General features: G+C 61.4%; 15 protein-coding genes. 8 read left to right on the top strand and 7 right to left on the bottom strand.

What is annotated here, in order from left to right:
- Window positions 1–14: 14 nt before the first annotated feature.
- The 5 genes from NCR98_RS08995 to NCR98_RS08975 form a co-directional block, all read right to left on the bottom strand.
- Entirely contained in the window at window positions 15–941 is a 927-nt protein-coding gene (locus NCR98_RS08995; RefSeq protein ID WP_250526005.1) for a UDP-2,3-diacylglucosamine diphosphatase, read from the bottom strand.
- Between the two features lie 79 nt (window positions 942–1020).
- Entirely contained in the window at window positions 1021–1545 is a 525-nt protein-coding gene (locus NCR98_RS08990; protein ID WP_250465195.1) for an RDD family protein, read from the bottom strand.
- Entirely contained in the window at window positions 1542–2300 is a 759-nt protein-coding gene (locus tag NCR98_RS08985) for a DUF3106 domain-containing protein (RefSeq protein WP_250526004.1), read from the bottom strand. Before NCR98_RS08985 ends, NCR98_RS08990 begins: the two co-directional genes overlap by 4 nt.
- 52 nt (window positions 2301–2352) lie before the next feature.
- Window positions 2353–2811 carry a DUF3619 family protein gene (locus NCR98_RS08980; RefSeq protein ID WP_250526003.1) on the bottom strand — a complete coding sequence of 153 codons (459 nt, stop codon included), beginning with the start codon at window positions 2809–2811 and terminating at the stop codon, window positions 2353–2355.
- Entirely contained in the window at window positions 2808–3371 is a 564-nt protein-coding gene (locus tag NCR98_RS08975) for an RNA polymerase sigma factor (protein ID WP_244825631.1), read from the bottom strand. Before NCR98_RS08975 ends, NCR98_RS08980 begins: the two co-directional genes overlap by 4 nt.
- 388 nt (window positions 3372–3759) lie before the next feature.
- On the opposite strand from NCR98_RS08975, the gene NCR98_RS08970 reads away from it, so the two are divergent.
- The 5 genes from NCR98_RS08970 to pssA all read left to right on the top strand — a co-directional run bounded on the left by NCR98_RS08970 (window position 3760) and on the right by pssA (window position 8940).
- Window positions 3760–5523 carry an acetolactate synthase 3 catalytic subunit gene (locus tag NCR98_RS08970; protein ID WP_250526002.1) on the top strand — a complete coding sequence of 588 codons (1764 nt, stop codon included), beginning with the start codon at window positions 3760–3762 and terminating at the stop codon, window positions 5521–5523.
- Window positions 5524–5630: 107 nt separating this feature from the next.
- Window positions 5631–6122: an acetolactate synthase small subunit gene (gene ilvN / locus NCR98_RS08965; RefSeq protein ID WP_035939651.1), complete on the top strand. Its 492-nt coding sequence runs from the start codon at window positions 5631–5633 to the stop codon at window positions 6120–6122.
- 61 nt (window positions 6123–6183) lie between these two features.
- Window positions 6184–7200, top strand: coding sequence for a ketol-acid reductoisomerase (ilvC, locus tag NCR98_RS08960; protein WP_244825627.1), 1017 nt, complete (start codon window positions 6184–6186; stop codon window positions 7198–7200).
- A 213-nt stretch (window positions 7201–7413) separates the two neighbouring features.
- Window positions 7414–8058 carry a phosphatidylserine decarboxylase gene (locus tag NCR98_RS08955; protein ID WP_244825625.1) on the top strand — a complete coding sequence of 215 codons (645 nt, stop codon included), beginning with the start codon at window positions 7414–7416 and terminating at the stop codon, window positions 8056–8058.
- Between the two features lie 15 nt (window positions 8059–8073).
- Window positions 8074–8940 carry a CDP-diacylglycerol--serine O-phosphatidyltransferase gene (gene pssA, locus NCR98_RS08950; RefSeq protein WP_244825623.1) on the top strand — a complete coding sequence of 289 codons (867 nt, stop codon included), beginning with the start codon at window positions 8074–8076 and terminating at the stop codon, window positions 8938–8940.
- Between the two features lie 146 nt (window positions 8941–9086).
- On the opposite strand, the gene NCR98_RS08945 is transcribed toward pssA, so the two are convergent.
- Window positions 9087–9836 carry a glycine zipper 2TM domain-containing protein gene (locus NCR98_RS08945; protein ID WP_244825622.1) on the bottom strand — a complete coding sequence of 250 codons (750 nt, stop codon included), beginning with the start codon at window positions 9834–9836 and terminating at the stop codon, window positions 9087–9089.
- Between the two features lie 795 nt (window positions 9837–10631).
- Between NCR98_RS08945 and NCR98_RS08940 the strand changes: the two genes are divergently transcribed.
- The 3 genes from NCR98_RS08940 (at window position 10632) to NCR98_RS08930 (ending at window position 14417) form a co-directional block, all read left to right on the top strand.
- A complete protein-coding gene (locus tag NCR98_RS08940) occupies window positions 10632–11570 on the top strand; it encodes a phosphate acetyltransferase (RefSeq protein ID WP_250465192.1) in 939 nt (312 codons plus the stop codon).
- 8 nt (window positions 11571–11578) lie between these two features.
- Window positions 11579–12757: an acetate/propionate family kinase gene (locus NCR98_RS08935; protein WP_250526001.1), complete on the top strand. Its 1179-nt coding sequence runs from the start codon at window positions 11579–11581 to the stop codon at window positions 12755–12757.
- A gap of 67 nt (window positions 12758–12824) precedes the next feature.
- Window positions 12825–14417, top strand: coding sequence for an aspartate:alanine exchanger family transporter (locus NCR98_RS08930; RefSeq protein WP_250526000.1), 1593 nt, complete (start codon window positions 12825–12827; stop codon window positions 14415–14417).
- 49 nt (window positions 14418–14466) lie between these two features.
- On the opposite strand, the gene lysS is transcribed toward NCR98_RS08930, so the two are convergent.
- Window positions 14467–15993: a lysine--tRNA ligase gene (gene lysS, locus NCR98_RS08925; RefSeq protein WP_244825614.1), complete on the bottom strand. Its 1527-nt coding sequence runs from the start codon at window positions 15991–15993 to the stop codon at window positions 14467–14469.
- Window positions 15994–16049: the final 56 nt, after the last annotated feature.

The raw sequence follows: 16049 nt of genomic DNA, 5'->3' as shown, positions 1-16049 counted from the left end.
GGTGAGGATGCGGTTCAGACGGTGGCGCGCACGCGGTTCGGTTGCGCTTCCGGGGAGTGCATGACGGTCCAGTAGACGATCTTCAGTTCGCCGTCTTGGGTCTCGACGAGCGCGGAGAGGCTCTCCACCCAGTCGCCGTCGTTGCAATAGAGAATGCCGTCGATATCGCGTATCTCGGCCTTGTGGATATGCCCGCACACTACGCCATCGCAGCCGCGGCGGCGGGCTTCGTCGGTCATGACCCGTTCGAACTGCGAAATGAAGTTGACCGCGTTTTTGACCTGATGCTTGAGATACTGCGAGAGCGACCAGTAGTCGAAGCCGAGCTTCGTGCGCACGCGATTGAACCAGCGGTTGAGCAGCAGGATCATCGTGTAGGCGGTGTCGCCGAGATAGGCGAGCCATTTCGCGTGCTGGATCACGCCGTCGAAGAGATCGCCGTGCACGATCCAAAGACGCTTGCCCGCGAGCGTCGTATGGAAGGCTTCGCCGCGCACGTGGATGTCGCCGAACGCGAGATCGCAGTACTGGCGCGCGGCTTCGTCGTGATTGCCGGGGATATAGACGACTTGCGTGCCCTTGCGCGCCTTGCGCAAGATTTTCTGAATGACGTCGTTGTGCGCCTGCGGCCAGAACCAGCCTTTCTTCAGTTGCCAGCCATCGATGATGTCGCCGACGAGATACAGATACTCCGACTCGTTGTGGCGCAGAAAATCGAGCAGATAGGGCGCCTGGCAGCCGCCGGAGCCCAAATGGATGTCCGACAGCCAGATCGCGCGATAGCGTTGACGCGCACTGGAGGATTCGCTGTCGTCGTCGACGCCCGGGTTCGCCGGCAGCGGCAGGGCGGCTTCATGCGTCGCGCCGCGCAGATCGGCGCTCCGAAAACGATAAGCGGAAGACGCTTCGATTGCCTGCGTGACGGTCGAGTGGAAGGTCATGGGCTCGCGTATCGGGTTTCGATATGCGCATTGCGCCATGCGGCCGTGACCGAGCCGTGACAGTCACGAGAAGTTCTTATTACTTGTAGGGAGTCGGCGCCGTGATGATGCGCGTGCCAGCCAGGCGATCATGTAGAAACTGCCGCGCCGGATCGAGCCGGACGGCGGCCGCCCACAGCGCGATCCAGGCCGCGAACACGGCGAGCGTCTGCGGCACGGCGAGCCCGAGCAGCGGATGCAGCGCGAGCGGCGGCAGGAACCACAGCCACGCGAGCGCGTAGCGCGCGAGCGCCCGGCCAGGCGTGACGGGCTCACCGTGGGCATCGACCAATTTGAGGCGCCAGGTTTTCATTGGCAGCGTCTGGCCGCCGTGCGTCCAGAACCACACGAAATACGCGGCGAGCACGAGACCGATCCACGTCATCAGCCAGTTGTGATGCGTAAGGCCGTTTTTCTGCTGAGTGAGCGTGCTGAACAAATATCCGGAGATGAACACCACGCCGAACAGGATGACGCCTTCGTAGACCATCGTCGCGAGCCGGCGGCGCAGCGTGGGCGCGTAAAGCGGCGAGAGAGGCGTGGTGGTGGAAGCGGACGCGCTCATGAGCCGTTGTACATGGAAGGCGCTTGCTGCGGGGAGACGGGAATCGGCGTTGCCGGCACGACGCTCGCGGCGTTGGGAATCGCGGGCGTGGCGGTTGAGGTGGAAGAAGGCGATGCAGCCGGCGCACCGGAGCCGCCTTCGGCATGTCCCGCGCCGTGGCCTTGCTCGCGTGCGGCCACGAGCCGGTTGATGTCCTTCACTTCGCTCTTGCCGGTCGGCGGCGCGCTGACGACCGTGGGACGGCGCGTGCGCTCGGTGGCGGCGAGCTTTTTCTTCTGCTCTTCGGAAAGCTTCTGGTAAGCATCCCACGCCTTTTCGCGATTCTCCGGCGCGACGGACTTTGAAACCTGATAGTTCTCGCGCGCGACTTTGCGCTGGTCCGGCGTCATGCGCGTCCATTCCTCCATGCGCTGATGCAGACGCTTTTGCGCCTCAGGCGACATGCGGTGATAGCGCGATGCGATCTTCAGCCACTTTTGCTTGCGCTCTTCGCTGAAGGAATCCCATTGCGTGGAGAACGGCGCGAGCGCGACGTGCTGCGCTTCGGTGAGACGATTCCACGAGAGCGGACTGCCGGAAGAGAGCGGCGAAAGCGAAAGGCCGGAATCGGCGCCCGAACTTGCGCCGTTGGGCGCGGTGGCGGTCGAGAGCAAGGCGGCGGTGGCCGGGTAAAAGCGCGGATAAGTCGCGGCGAATGCGACCAGACTCGCAATCGCGCAACTAAAGACAATCGCGAGACCGCGCTTGTAACTCACCCGAAAACTCCCCGCCAGGTTTGATGTCAGTTGAAAGATTCGACAATACGCGTTAGTGATTACGCGTCAAATATGCGTTGAAGCCGTGGTCGAGATAGGCGTCGAGCGGCAAGCTGTCGGAGAGCATGGCCGCGTCGATGTCGGCGAGTTCGGCACGGCGCTCCTGATCTTCCCAGTAAGCGATGCCAGCCAGACCGATAGCCAGCGCGCACACCGGCCACACGAGGCCGAAGCCGCCGAGCCGCGCGAACAGGCCCTTCGGCCCTTGCGTCTCGGAGCCGTCGTGACCCGCGCCGCCCGCCGAGAGGCTCGCGCCTGCTCCGGCCAAAGCCGGCGTGAACGCGGGCGCGGTCAGGGCGACCTTCTCCGGCTTCTTGCGCGCGATGGCAGCCCGGCGCGCCTCGGCGAGCCGGTCGACCGCGGCGGCCGGAATAGTCGATGTACTTTCGTCCAGCGCGCGAACTACCTTCAGCGCGAACTCGTTTTCCTTTGAATCAAGAACGGAACTCATAGCGTGATCCCTTTGGCTTTCAGGGCGTGCGCGAGGGCGTGCGTGGCGCGTGAACAATGCGTTTTGACGCTGCCCTCGGAGCAGCCCATGGCGGCGGCCGTCTCTGCGACATCCATATCTTCCCAGTAACGCATGAGAAAGGCTTCTCGTTGACGTGCCGGCAATTTCTGGATTTCCGCGTCGATCAGGTTGAGTACCTGTTCGCGTTCCAGTTTGTTCTCGCTGCTCTCGCTGCCAAGTGCGCCGTCTTGTGATTCGAAGGATTCGAGCGGGTCGAACTCGTCGTCGTCCGCGTTTCCGAAGGACGAAAAGAGGCTGACCCACGTGTTCCGCACCTTCTGGCGACGGAAATAGTCGTGCGTCGCATTCTGGAGGATACGCTGGAAAAGCAGCGGAAGCTCGGAAGGCGGCTTGTCACCGTATTTTTCCGCCAGTTTGATCATGGCGTCCTGCACGATGTCCAGCGCCGCGTCGTCGTCGCGGACGGTGTACACGGTCTGTTTGAACGCGCGTCGTTCGACGCCCGCCAGGAAATCGGCAAGTTCCTTGTCTGATGCCATCCGTTGGGAGCCCGGCGCAACGAATTTGCGTCGAAAGGGATCGTGGGTTCTAGGAAAACCTGCGGATGCTAGCAAATTTTCGCCACGCCGGGAGGATTTGGGACGATTTGTTGCCCGATTTACGTACTCGCTGCTCCAAGCGTCAAACGTTGTGCTAAATCTGAGCTTTTTCCGAAAAGCGTCGGATCGGAGATTTCCGAAACTTTTTTCTTGACCCGTTGCGCGCGCCGGGCTACATTTTCCGACTCGCATCATAAAGTGAAATGTCTGCTTTGAGGCGAGCCCAAGAAGCACGCCAGTCAATTCAAGACGCGCCGCTTGAACCCGAGCCACAAGCCCGGCAGAGAGCACCCGATCAATTTTTTGCCGAAAATTCGAAAGGTGATGAATGAACATGCCCAGCGCGGAATTCTCCACGTCGGATACGACTCCCCCTCACGAAGCTGACTCCATCGGCGGCACCGTGCTCATGCGCGCGCTCGCTGACGAGAAGGTCGAGTTCATTTGGGGCTATCCCGGCGGCTCGGTACTCTACATCTACGACGAGCTGTACAAGCAGGACCAGATCCAGCACATTCTCGTGCGCCACGAACAGGCCGCCGTACACGCCGCCGACGCCTATGCGCGCTCGACCGGCAACGTGGGCGTGTGCCTCGTGACTTCCGGCCCCGGCGTCACCAATGCGGTGACGGGAATTGCCACGGCCTATATGGATTCCATTCCGCTCGTCATCATCAGCGGGCAGGTTCCGACCGCGGCCATCGGCCTCGACGCGTTCCAGGAGTGCGACACCGTCGGCATCACGCGGCCCTGCGTCAAGCACAACTTCCTCGTGAAGGACGTGCGCGATCTCGCCGCCACCGTCAAGAAAGCGTTCTACATTGCTCGCACGGGTCGCCCCGGTCCGGTGCTGATCGACATTCCGAAGGACGTGTCGAAGGCGCCGTGCAAGTACGAACCGCTGAAGAGCGTGTCGCTGCGTTCGTATAACCCGGTGACGAAGGGCCACTCCGGCCAGATCCGCAAGGCGGTGCAACTGCTGCTTTCGGCCAAGCGCCCGTATATCTATACCGGCGGCGGCATCATTCTCGCGGATGCATCGCGCGAACTGAACCAATTCGCCGATTTGCTGGACTATCCGGTCACCAACACGCTGATGGGTCTGGGCGGTTACCGCGCGAGCGACAAGAAATTCCTCGGCATGCTCGGCATGCATGGCACGTACGAAGCCAACATGGCCATGCAGAACTGCGACGTGCTGATCGCCATTGGCGCGCGCTTCGACGACCGCGTGATCGGCGACCCGGCGCACTTCGCATCGTCGCCGCGCAAGATCATCCACATCGACATCGATCCTTCGTCCATTTCCAAGCGCGTGAAGGTGGACATTCCCATCGTCGGCGACGTGAAGGAAGTGCTGAAGGAGTTGATCGAGCAGTTGCAGACGGCGGAACACGGCCCTGACACGCAGGCGCTCAAGTCGTGGTGGGACCAGATCGAAGGCTGGCGCTCGAAAGACTGCCTCGCTTACGACCGCAAAAGCGAGATCATCAAGCCGCAATATGTTGTCCAGAAGCTGCATGAACTGACCGACGGCAACGCCTTCGTCTGTTCGGATGTCGGCCAGCATCAGATGTGGGCCGCGCAGTTCTATCCGTTCAACAAGCCGCGCCGCTGGATCAACTCAGGCGGTCTCGGCACCATGGGCTTCGGCTTGCCGGCAGCCATGGGCGTGAAGATGGCCTTTCCCGACGAGGAAGTGGTCTGCATCACGGGCGAAGGCTCCATCCAGATGTGCATTCAGGAGCTCTCGACGTGCAAGCAGTACAACACGCCCGTCAAGATCATCTCGCTCAACAACCGCTATCTCGGCATGGTGCGCCAGTGGCAGCAGATCGAATACAAGAAGCGCTATTCCAGTTCCTACATGGACGCGCTGCCTGATTTCGTGAAGCTCGCCGAAGCGTATGGGCATGTCGGCATTCGCGTCGAAAAGACCGCGGACGTCGAGCCGGCGCTGAAGGAAGCGCTGCGCCTGAAAGATCGCACCGTATTTCTCGACTTCCAGACCGATCCCACCGAAAACGTATTTCCCATGGTGCAAGCAGGCAAGGGCATCACGGAAATGCTGCTCGGCTCGGAAGATCTATAACGCGGCTTTGACTCGCGAGGCCCGGGCGCACCCGTCTTCACAAAGGACGAGCGCCGCGCACGGGTTTTTCGAAGCAGACGCCAACTGGATAAACCTCGGGAAAAGACATGAAACACATCATCTCCGTACTGCTGGAAAACGAACCGGGCGCGTTATCGCGTGTCGTCGGGCTCTTTTCCGCGCGCGGCTACAACATTGAAACGCTGACGGTGGCGCCGACCGAAGACAGTTCGCTGTCGCGGCTGACCATCGTCTCGATTGGCTCGGACGACGTGATCGAACAGATCACGAAGCACCTGAACCGCCTGATCGAGGTGGTGAAAGTGGTCGACCTGACAGAGGGCGCCCACATCGAGCGCGAGCTGATGCTCATCAAGGTAAGAGCTGTCGGCAAGGAACGCGAAGAGATGAAGCGCATGGCGGATATCTTCCGCGGCCGCATCATCGACGTGACCGAAAAGACCTACACGATGGAACTGACAGGCGCATCCGACAAACTCGACGCGTTCATTCAGGGGCTCGACGCCACGGCCATTCTGGAAACGGTTCGCACGGGCAGTTCCGGCATCGGCCGGGGCGAGCGCATTCTGAAGGTTTAAACCTACACTCATTTCGACTAGTTTTCTCTGCCTGCGCGGAGACAGACCTCAAGGAACCACCATGAAAGTTTTCTACGACAAAGACGCCGACCTCTCCCTCATCAAGGGCAAGCAAGTCACCATCATCGGTTATGGCTCGCAAGGCCATGCGCACGCGCTGAACCTGAAGGAAAGCGGCGTGAACGTGACGGTCGGCCTGCGTAAAGGCGGTGCTTCGTGGAGCAAGGCCGAGAACGCGGGCCTGAAGGTCAAGGAAGTGGCCGAAGCCGTGAAGGGCGCGGATGTCGTCATGATGCTGCTGCCCGACGAGCAAATCGCCGAAGTCTACAAGAACGAAGTCCACGCCAATGCCAAGGAAGGCGCGGCGCTGGCGTTCGCGCACGGCTTCAACGTGCATTACGGCCAGGTGATCCCGCGCGCGGATCTGGACGTCATCATGATCGCGCCGAAGGCGCCGGGCCACACCGTGCGCAATACGTATCAGCAAGGCGGCGGTGTGCCGCACCTGATCGCGGTGGCACAAGACAAGTCGGGTTCGGCCCGCGACGTGGCGCTGTCGTATGCGGCGGCCAACGGCGGCGGACGTGCCGGCATCATCGAAACGAACTTCCGCGAAGAAACCGAAACCGACCTGTTCGGCGAGCAGGCCGTGCTGTGCGGCGGCACGGTGGACCTGATCAAGGCTGGCTTCGAAACGCTGGTGGAAGCGGGCTACGCGCCGGAAATGGCGTACTTCGAGTGCCTGCACGAGCTGAAGCTGATCGTCGACCTGATCTATGAAGGCGGTATCGCCAACATGAACTACTCGATCTCGAACAACGCCGAGTATGGCGAGTACGTAACGGGTCCGCGCATCGTCACGGAAGAGACGAAGAAGGCGATGAAGGCCGTGCTGAAAGACATCCAGACCGGCGAATACGCGAAGAGCTTCATCATCGAAAACCGCGCTGGCGCGCCGACGCTGCAATCGCGTCGCCGTCTGACGGCCGAGCATCAGATCGAGCAGGTCGGCGAGAAGCTGCGCGCCATGATGCCGTGGATCGCGAAGAACAAGCTGGTCGATCAGTCGAAGAACTAAGTCTTGCTTCGAGGGGTTCGTAACTTGCCCCTTCTCCGTTTGCGCGGAGATAGACCGCGTTTCCGAGGGGCCTGCTGCTTGCGCCATTTTCTCCGCATGCGTGGAGATCGATGTTTGCAGCACGTTTCTTGCTGAAACTAAAGCCGTCCGGATGCCCTGTGCTCCGGGCGGCTTTTGCTATCCTACGGTTTTAATAAAACATCGAACTAGTTCATGAACTATCCTCATCCGATCATTGCCCGCGAAGGCTGGCCGTTCATCGCCATCGCGGCCGTCGTTGCGATTCTCGTGCAGGCGCTCGGCGGCTTCGGCTTCGCCTGGATTTTCTGGCTGATCGTGATCTTCGTCGTCCAGTTTTTTCGCGACCCGCCGCGTCCCATTCCCGCGCAGGCCAACGCCGTGCTGTGTCCGGCCGACGGGCGCATCGTCGCGGTCGAAACCGCGCATGATCCGTATGCGGGCCGTGAGGCGCTCAAGATCAGCGTGTTCATGAACGTTTTCAACGTGCATTCGCAGCGTTCGCCGGTCGATGGCGCCATCAGCAAGGTTCAGTACTTCCCGGGCGCTTATCTGAATGCGGCGGTCGAGAAGGCATCGACGGAGAACGAGCGCAATGCCATCGTCCTGCAGACGGCGAGCGGTCATACCGTGACGTCGGTGCAGATCGCGGGCCTCATCGCGCGACGTATTCTCTGCTATGTGCATGTGGGCGAGCCGCTCACGCGCGGTCAGCGCTATGGCTTCATTCGTTTCGGTTCGCGCGTCGACGTGTATCTGCCGATTGGTAGCCGTCCGCGTGTCTCGATTGGCGAGAAAGTGTCCGCATCGTCGACGATCCTCGCCGAGTTCGCGGAATAACGCCGGGGGGTTTCGATGGCGGCATTCAAACCGCGCCGTAACCGTATGAACGGCGCGACTCCGCGCGCCTTCCGGCGCAACAAGGCCGCGCAGGACGTCGGCGCCGTGGAAACGCGGCGCGCCAAACGGCAGCAGTTCTTGCGCAAACGCGGCATTTATCTCCTGCCTAACGCGTTCACCACGGCGGCGCTCTTTTGCGGCTTCTTCGCTGTCGTCCAGGCGATGAACGTTCGCTTCGAGATCGCGGCCATCGCCATTTTCGTCGCGATGGTGCTCGATGGCATGGACGGACGCGTCGCGCGCATGACGCACACGCAGAGCGCGTTCGGCGAGCAGTTCGACAGTCTCTCGGACATGGTGTCGTTCGGGGTCGCGCCGGCGCTTGTCATGTATGAATGGGTTTTGAAGGATCTCGGCCGCTGGGGCTGGCTCGCGGCGTTCGTGTATTGCTCCGGCGCGGCGTTGCGGCTTGCGCGCTTTAACACGAACGTGGGCGTGGTCGACAAGCGCTATTTCCAGGGCTTGCCGAGTCCGGCCGCGGCTGCGTTGATCGCGGGCTTCGTGTGGCTCGCGACCGATAACCGCGTGCCGCTCAAGCTCGTGTGGCTGCCGTGGGTGGCCTTTGCACTTACTGTCTATGCGGGCGTGACGATGGTATCGAACGCGCCGTTCTACAGCGGCAAGGCGCTGGATGTGCGGTATCGCGTGCCATTCGCGGGCGTGTTGCTCGTCGTGGTGGCGTTCGTGTTGGTGTCGTCCGATCCGCCGGTCATGCTGTTTTGCCTCTTCGTTCTGTACGGCTTTTCGGGCTACGTCTGGTGGGGCTATATGGCGATACGCGGGCGGCCGAACCCGGCGCGTAGCTCGCAGCGGGATGGTTGAGGGGCATCACTGTCATCGTGAGAAAAAGAAAAGGCGGCGATTTGAAAGATCGCCGCCTTTTTGCTTGCCGACAGTGTCCAAGGACAAACAGCGCGCGCGGATATTGTCGCGAGTCGACGCGACTAGTGCAGGTGTTCGCGGACGGCTCAACCCGCCACTAACGTGCCGTTCTGCACCCGTACGCGTTGACCTTCGCCGAACGGCGGTTGCTGCTTATACGTGAAGTAGCGCGTCTTGCCGTTTTCCATCCGCACGCGCACCGAATAGTCCGTCTCGCTGCGAACGTGTTTCTCGACCGAATTTCCTGCCAGACCGCCGCCAAGCGCGCCCAGGAGCGTCATTGCGGTACGTCCGCCACCACGGCCGAACTGGTTGCCGACGACGCCACCCGCCACCGCGCCGCCCACCGCACCGATGCCGGTACCGTGTCCTTCCTGACGAACGGCGGAGATCGCTTCAACCGTCCCGCAGGTCGAGCAATAAGCCGGATGCGCGGGAGGCTGTTGTGCATACGACGGTTGCTGAACAGGCGGCTGTTGCTGAGCTTGCTGCTGGGCCGCCCGTTGCTGCGCGGCTTGTTCCGCGGCTTGCTGTTGAGCGGCTTGTTGCTGCGCTGCCTGCTGTTGTGCTTGTTGCGCCGCTTGCTGCTGTGCGGCTTGTTGCGCAGCGCTGGGTTGCTGCTGCGCGACGGCTGCCGCCTGTGTCTGCGCTGTATCCGCCGAATTGCTCGATGCGCGCGGGAAGATTCCCGTCATCGCAGCCGTGGCCACGAGACTCGCGACGATCACCGCGCCCGCCGCCGTGGCGATGAGCGGATGCAGACGCCGTTGTGGCGGTTGACCATTGCCTGTCGAGGGCGAAGTGGCCGGCGTAAATTTACTGTTCCCGTTATCCATTTTTGGACCTCCGTACCGAGGCTTTGGAAGCGCAGATGCGCTGACTATAAGCGGCATACTGCCGATGCCGTCTGTGCAATACGATTCTCGGGGAAACCCGGATTTCGTGCTTAAGCGGTTGTAACAAATGCTCGGCCGCTAGGCACAAAGTGTAAAGCACAAATAATGCCAAACGTGATCCGCCCTGTCCGAAGGCGATTTGACGCTATGAACACCCGCTCAACCTTTACCAGTAGTTACAAAAAGATGATGCCTCGGGCAAAAACGGCTGGAAATTAGCTGATCGTCAGCGGGGCGCTCCTCGCGCGTAGGCGCCGCCACTTCTTGAACGGTCTCTTGTTCCCGCGTTGCGCCTCACACAAAGAGAAAGTCTTCGCGTAACGCGTGGAATGCCATTGCCGTAACCGCCCGGCAAAACGCTAAATCGCTTGCAACACAACGACGCAAGAAGCCCCATCGACATAACCAATCGTCGATGCCGTTTCGCGTTTATTCGCCATGCTGATCGTTTCAGAGATGCGCGTCGGCCGTTCTCTAACCGAGTGTGTTCCGGCGAATTCGCGCAGCGTATGCTGACCCAGCCGCGCGAAGGCAGACGCGAGGATCGATGCCTCCCGTTGATTACGAGACCCGCACAGAGAGACGCTCCGTGGCCACGATCCGGCACGGCGAGAAGCGGCAGCGCGATCGAACGTGGCAGCGGCGCGAAGCAGTCACACGACGCGCATCGATGCCGGTGCTCGACTCATCGTGCATCGCCAAGCGCCAGCAGTTCACGCCAATCGAGGGCATGAAATGGAATTCAAACGCGAAAAATACGAGCGGCTGCTCGCTTTCGCCAGCACTTTGCCGCCGCTGCCGACCGCGGTCGCTCACCCATGCGACCACGACTCTCTGTCTTCCATCATCGAAGCGGCGCGGCTCGGGCTCGTCGCGCCGATTCTCGTGGCCTCGCGCAGCAAACTCGAAGCGGTCGCCAGCGAGTGCAATCTCGATCTCGGCGATCTACCCATCATCGACGTTCCGCACAGCCACGCGGCGGCGGAAGTCGCGGTGCAACTCGTGCATGAAGGGCGCGCGGAAGCGCTGATGAAAGGCTCGCTGCACACCGACGAACTGATGGGCGCGGTGGTCACGCGTAACGGCTTGCGCACCGGGCGGCGCGTGAGCCACTGTTTCGTGATGGATGTTCCCGGCCGCGAAAATGCCCTGATCATCACCGATGCCGCCGTCAACATCTCACCGACGCTCGACCAGAAGCGCGACATCGTGCAGAACGCCATCGATCTCGCTCACGCGTTGCGCATTGCCGAGACGCGGGTAGCGATTCTTTCCGCGATGGAAACCGTGAATTCGAAGGTGCCCTCGACGCTAGATGCCGCCGCGCTCTGCAAGATGGCCGATCGCCAGCAGATCACGGGCGGCATTCTCGACGGCCCGCTCGCGCTCGACAACGCAATCAGCGAGGAAGCCGCAAGGATCAAGGGGATCGAATCACCGGTGGCGGGGCGCGCGAACGTGCTCGTCGTGCCGGACCTCGAATCCGGAAACCTGCTGGCAAAAAGCCTGTCGTTTCTCGCTGGCGCGGATGCAGCGGGCATCGTGCTGGGCGCGAAGGTGCCGATCATCCTGACGAGCCGTGCGGATTCGATCATGACGCGGCTCGCATCATGCGCGGTGGCCTCGCTCGTGGCGCTCGCGCGGCGCGAGAATCCTTCGGCCGCGATCGTCTAGAGGGATGTATGGACGTCGTTCTAGTCATCAACGCGGGGTCGTCCAGCATCAAGTTTCATGCATACGTCAAGATGGAAGGCAGCCTCGATCCTGTCGCCGGCGGCAAGCTCGAAGAGATCTACGGCAAGCCGTACTTCGAGGCCAGGCGGCCGAACGGCGAACTCATCGACGAAAAGCATTGGCCCGAAGGCGAACAACTCGGGCACGACAATGCGATCACGTTCTTGCTGAACTGGCTGCGTGAACGCTCTTCCGGCGCGAAACTGCTTGCCGTGGGTCATCGTGTGGTGCATGGCGGTGAACGATTTGCAGCGCCGGTGCGCGTCGATACGGACGTGCTCGCGCAACTGGAAGCGCTCGTTCCGCTCGCACCGCTTCATCAGCCGCATAACCTCGCAGCGATCCGCGCGATACGAGCGCGCAATCCGCAGGTGCCACAAATCGCATGTTTCGATACGGCCTTCCACCATACGCAGCCCGCAGCGGCAACGCGCTTCGCGCTGCCGCCCGAGATCACGCAACGCGGCGTGCGGCGCTACGGGTTTCACGGGCTGTCGTACGAGTACATCGCGAGCGTTCTGCCGCAATACAGCGCAAAGGCCGCCAATGGCAAGAGCGTGGTGCTTCATCTTGGCAACGGCGCGAGCATGACGGCGCTCGATCGAGGCAAGAGCGTCGCCAATACGATGGGCTTCACGGCCGTCGAAGGGCTCGTCATGGGCACGCGCTGCGGGAGCATCGATCCCGGCGTGCTGCTATGGATGATGCAGGAAGCGCGCATGGACGCCCATGCCATCGAGACGCTGCTCTACAAGCGCTCCGGTCTGCTCGGCGTGTCGGGTATTTCCAGCGATATGCGCACGCTGCTCGCGAGCGATGCCCCCGCTGCCGCCGAAGCGGTCGATCTGTTTTGCTATCGAATCTCGCGCGAACTCGGCTCGCTTGCGGCCGCGCTCGGCGGGCTCGATGCGCTCGTGTTCACCGGCGGCATCGGCGAACGTGCGGCGCCCGTGCGCGAGCGCGTGGGGCGCGCGGCGGCATGGCTCGGCGTATCGCTCGACGACGCGGCCAATGCACGCCACGAACGGCGCATCGACGATTCGACGAGCGCAGTCGATGTCTGTGTCATCCCGACGAACGAAGAATTGATGATTGCCCGTCACGCGTTAAGGCTGCTGGGAAGCTGAACGTCGGCGGGCGCATTGCCAGCGGAAAGACGATGCGTGGCGCGGCTGACATCGACAAGAGGACGTTATGAACGCAATCAGGACGCTGCTCGAAGCTCAGCCGCTCTTCACGTTGTTCCTCACGATCGCGCTCGGCTATGTGATCGGCGAGATTAGCCTCAAAGGCGTCTCGCTCGGATCGGGGGCCGTGCTTTTCGTCGGCTTGGCAATCGGCGGATTCGCGCCGAAAGCCTTGCCGCCCGCGCTGCTCGGCACGCTCGGCTTGTTGCTGTTTCTGTACGGCATCGGCATTCAGTACGGCGCGCATTTCTTCAAGGGACTGACGAGTGCGGACGGATTGCGGGCCAACGCGGCAGCGGCGCTTGGCGTCGTCGCGGCGGGCTTCGTGTCGCTCGCGCTGGTGCCGGCGTTCGGTCTCAGGCTCGACGAAACGCTCGGCTTGTTCGCGGGCTCGGGAACCAGTACGGCGACGTTGCAAGCCGTGATCTCAACCTTGCATAGCGATGGCGCCGCCGTGGGCTACAGCGTGACTTATCCATTCGGCGTCGCCGGTCCGATACTGATGATCTACGCCCTCGGCGCGTTGCTCAAAGTGAAGATCGAGGCGCCGCCCGAAAGCAACATCGAGACGGCGGAGATCGCCCTGCAAAATCCCGCGCTCGTCGGTCTCAGCGCAGTCGAACTTCATGCGGAGTTGCCGGACGGCGTGACCATTGCCGCTGTTCGCCGCGCGCATCGCAACCGGCTGCCGACCGCGGATTTCGTTCTGCAAACCGGCGATGTCCTGCTGGCAACGGCATTGGAGCCGGCCGCGCTGGAGGAGGCGGCCACACTCATCGGCGAGGTTCAGCCGGGCAGAATCACGCGGCATCGGGAAGATCTGGATTACCTGCGCGTGTTCGTATCGAGCCGGGTCATGACCGGGCAGCGCATTGGGGACATTCGATTTCCCGATGGCGTCGTCTGCTCGATTGCTCATGTGCGCAGAGGCGACGCCGACATGTTGCCTCACGTCGATCTGATTCTGGAATCCGGAGACAGGGTCGGGTTGCTGGTGAATCGGACGCATGCCAAAGCGGTTCGCAAACTGTTCGGCGACTCGATCAAAGGGACGGCCGAACTCAGCTTCATCTCGATTGGCGTTGGCGCCGCGATTGGCTTGCTCATCGGCATGATTCCGATTCCCGTGCCCGGCGTGGGAAAACTGACGCTCGGGCTTGCGGCGCTGCTGCTGACCGCGCTTTATCTCGGGAAGATTCGTCGCTCGGGGCCATTTATCTGGAGCGTGCCATTGTCGGCGAATCTGGTTCTGCGGAACTTCGGGTTGACCATTTTTCTGGCGCAGGTCGGGATTGCTTCCGGACCGAAATTCTTTGCCGAAGTAGGGGCGACGGGTGTTTCGCTCCTGCTTTACGGCGCGGTGATTCTAATTGCGTTAGTGCTCGTGACGGCGTTTTTCTGCTTGGTTATTTTCAAGCTGCCGTTCGATACCACCATTGGCGTTCTCAGCGGCGCTACGGGAAATCCCGCCATTCTCGCGTTTGCCAATCGCGTGACGCCAACCGATAAACCGGATATCGGCTATGCCATGATTTTCCCGTCGATGACCATTCTGAAAATTCTGTTCGCGCAGATTGCCGCCGTGTTGATGGGGCATTGATCAGAAGCGCTGCAAGACAGCGCTGACATCACTGTCAGCGCCACTCAGCTCAGTCCTCGCGACGCAGATGCGGGAACAAAATTACGTCGCGGATGCTCGGGCTGTCGGTCAGCAACATCACCAGCCGGTCGATGCCGATTCCGCAGCCGCCTGTCGGCGGCATGCCGTATTCGAGCGCGCGAATATAGTCGGCATCGAAAAACATGGCTTCTTCGTCGCCCGCGTCTTTCTGATCGACTTGCTTTTGAAAGCGCGCGGCCTGATCTTCCGGATCGTTCAATTCGGAGAAGCCGTTGGCGATCTCGCGGCCCGTGATGAACAACTCGAAGCGCTCCGTAATGCCCGCCACGCTGTCCGACTCACGCGCGAGCGGCGACACTTCGATTGGATAATCGACGATATATGTCGGCTCCCACAGTTGCGATTCGGCCGTCTCTTCGAAAAGCGCCAATTGCAATGCGCCAATGCCCGCATTCAAAAACGCCGGTTGCGTCGTATCAACGCCGAACTTTTTCAATTCCGTGCGCAGGAACGCGGCGTCGCCGAGTTGCGCGTCGGTGTATTGCGGCGCGTATTTTTGAATAGCCTGATTGATCGTCAGCCGATGAAACGGCTTCGAAAAATCGAGTTCGCGGCCCTGATACGTGATGCTCGCGGTGCCGAGCGAGTCGATTGCCGCCTGGCGGATCAGTTGCTCGACGAAGTCCATGAGCCAGTGATAATCCGTGTATGCGGCGTAGAACTCCATCATCGTAAATTCCGGGTTGTGTCGCGGCGACACGCCTTCGTTCCGGAAATTACGATTGATCTCGAACACACGCTCGAAGCCGCCGACGATCAGACGCTTCAGATACAGTTCCGGCGCGATGCGCAGGAACATCTGCATGTCGAGCGCGTTGTGATGCGTAACGAAAGGCTTGGCCGCCGCGCCGCCCGGAATGGGATGCAGCATTGGCGTTTCGACTTCCATGAAGCTCGCCTGCGCCATGAAATTGCGAATGGACGTGACCGCCTTGGTCCGCGCCATGAAGGTCTTGCGCGACTCCGGCGTGACGATCAGATCGACATAACGCTGGCGATAGCGCATTTCCTGATCGGCGAGACCGTGAAACTTGTCGGGCAGCGGACGCAGCGCCTTCGAAAGCAGGCGCAGTTCCGTGCAGCGCACCGACAGTTCGCCCTTGTTCGTGCGAAACAGGACGCCGCGCGCGGCGACGATATCGCCCAGGTCCCACTTCTTGAAGGCGTCGTAAGTCTCGGCGCCGACGTCGGCGGGCGTGATAAAGAACTGGATCTGGCCGCTGCCGTCCTGGACCGTCGCGAAGCTGGCCTTGCCCATCACGCGCTTGAGCATCATGCGGCCGGCAAGCGCTACGGGCAGGGGATTGGCTTCGAGTGCTTCCTTGTCGGTATTGGCGAATTCGCCTTGCAGCGCGGCGGCCTGATGCGTCGGACGGAAGTCGTTCGGATAAGCGACGCCTTGCTCGCGCAGCGCGCGCAATTTGTCGCGACGCTCGCCGATGATCTGGTTTTCTTCCAGTTCGGGCGCGGCGCCCGCTTGAGTCGGTTCGGTCATGATGTGTAGCTTTCGATACGGTGGGATGCGGCGCGGCGAGGGCCAAACGAAAGCGC

This window comes from Caballeronia sp. GAWG2-1 (assembly GCF_023631405.1).
GTDB lineage: Bacteria > Pseudomonadota > Gammaproteobacteria > Burkholderiales > Burkholderiaceae > Caballeronia.
The sequence above is the reverse complement of the archived record's forward strand: the minus strand, read 5'-3'. Positions and strand labels throughout refer to the sequence as shown.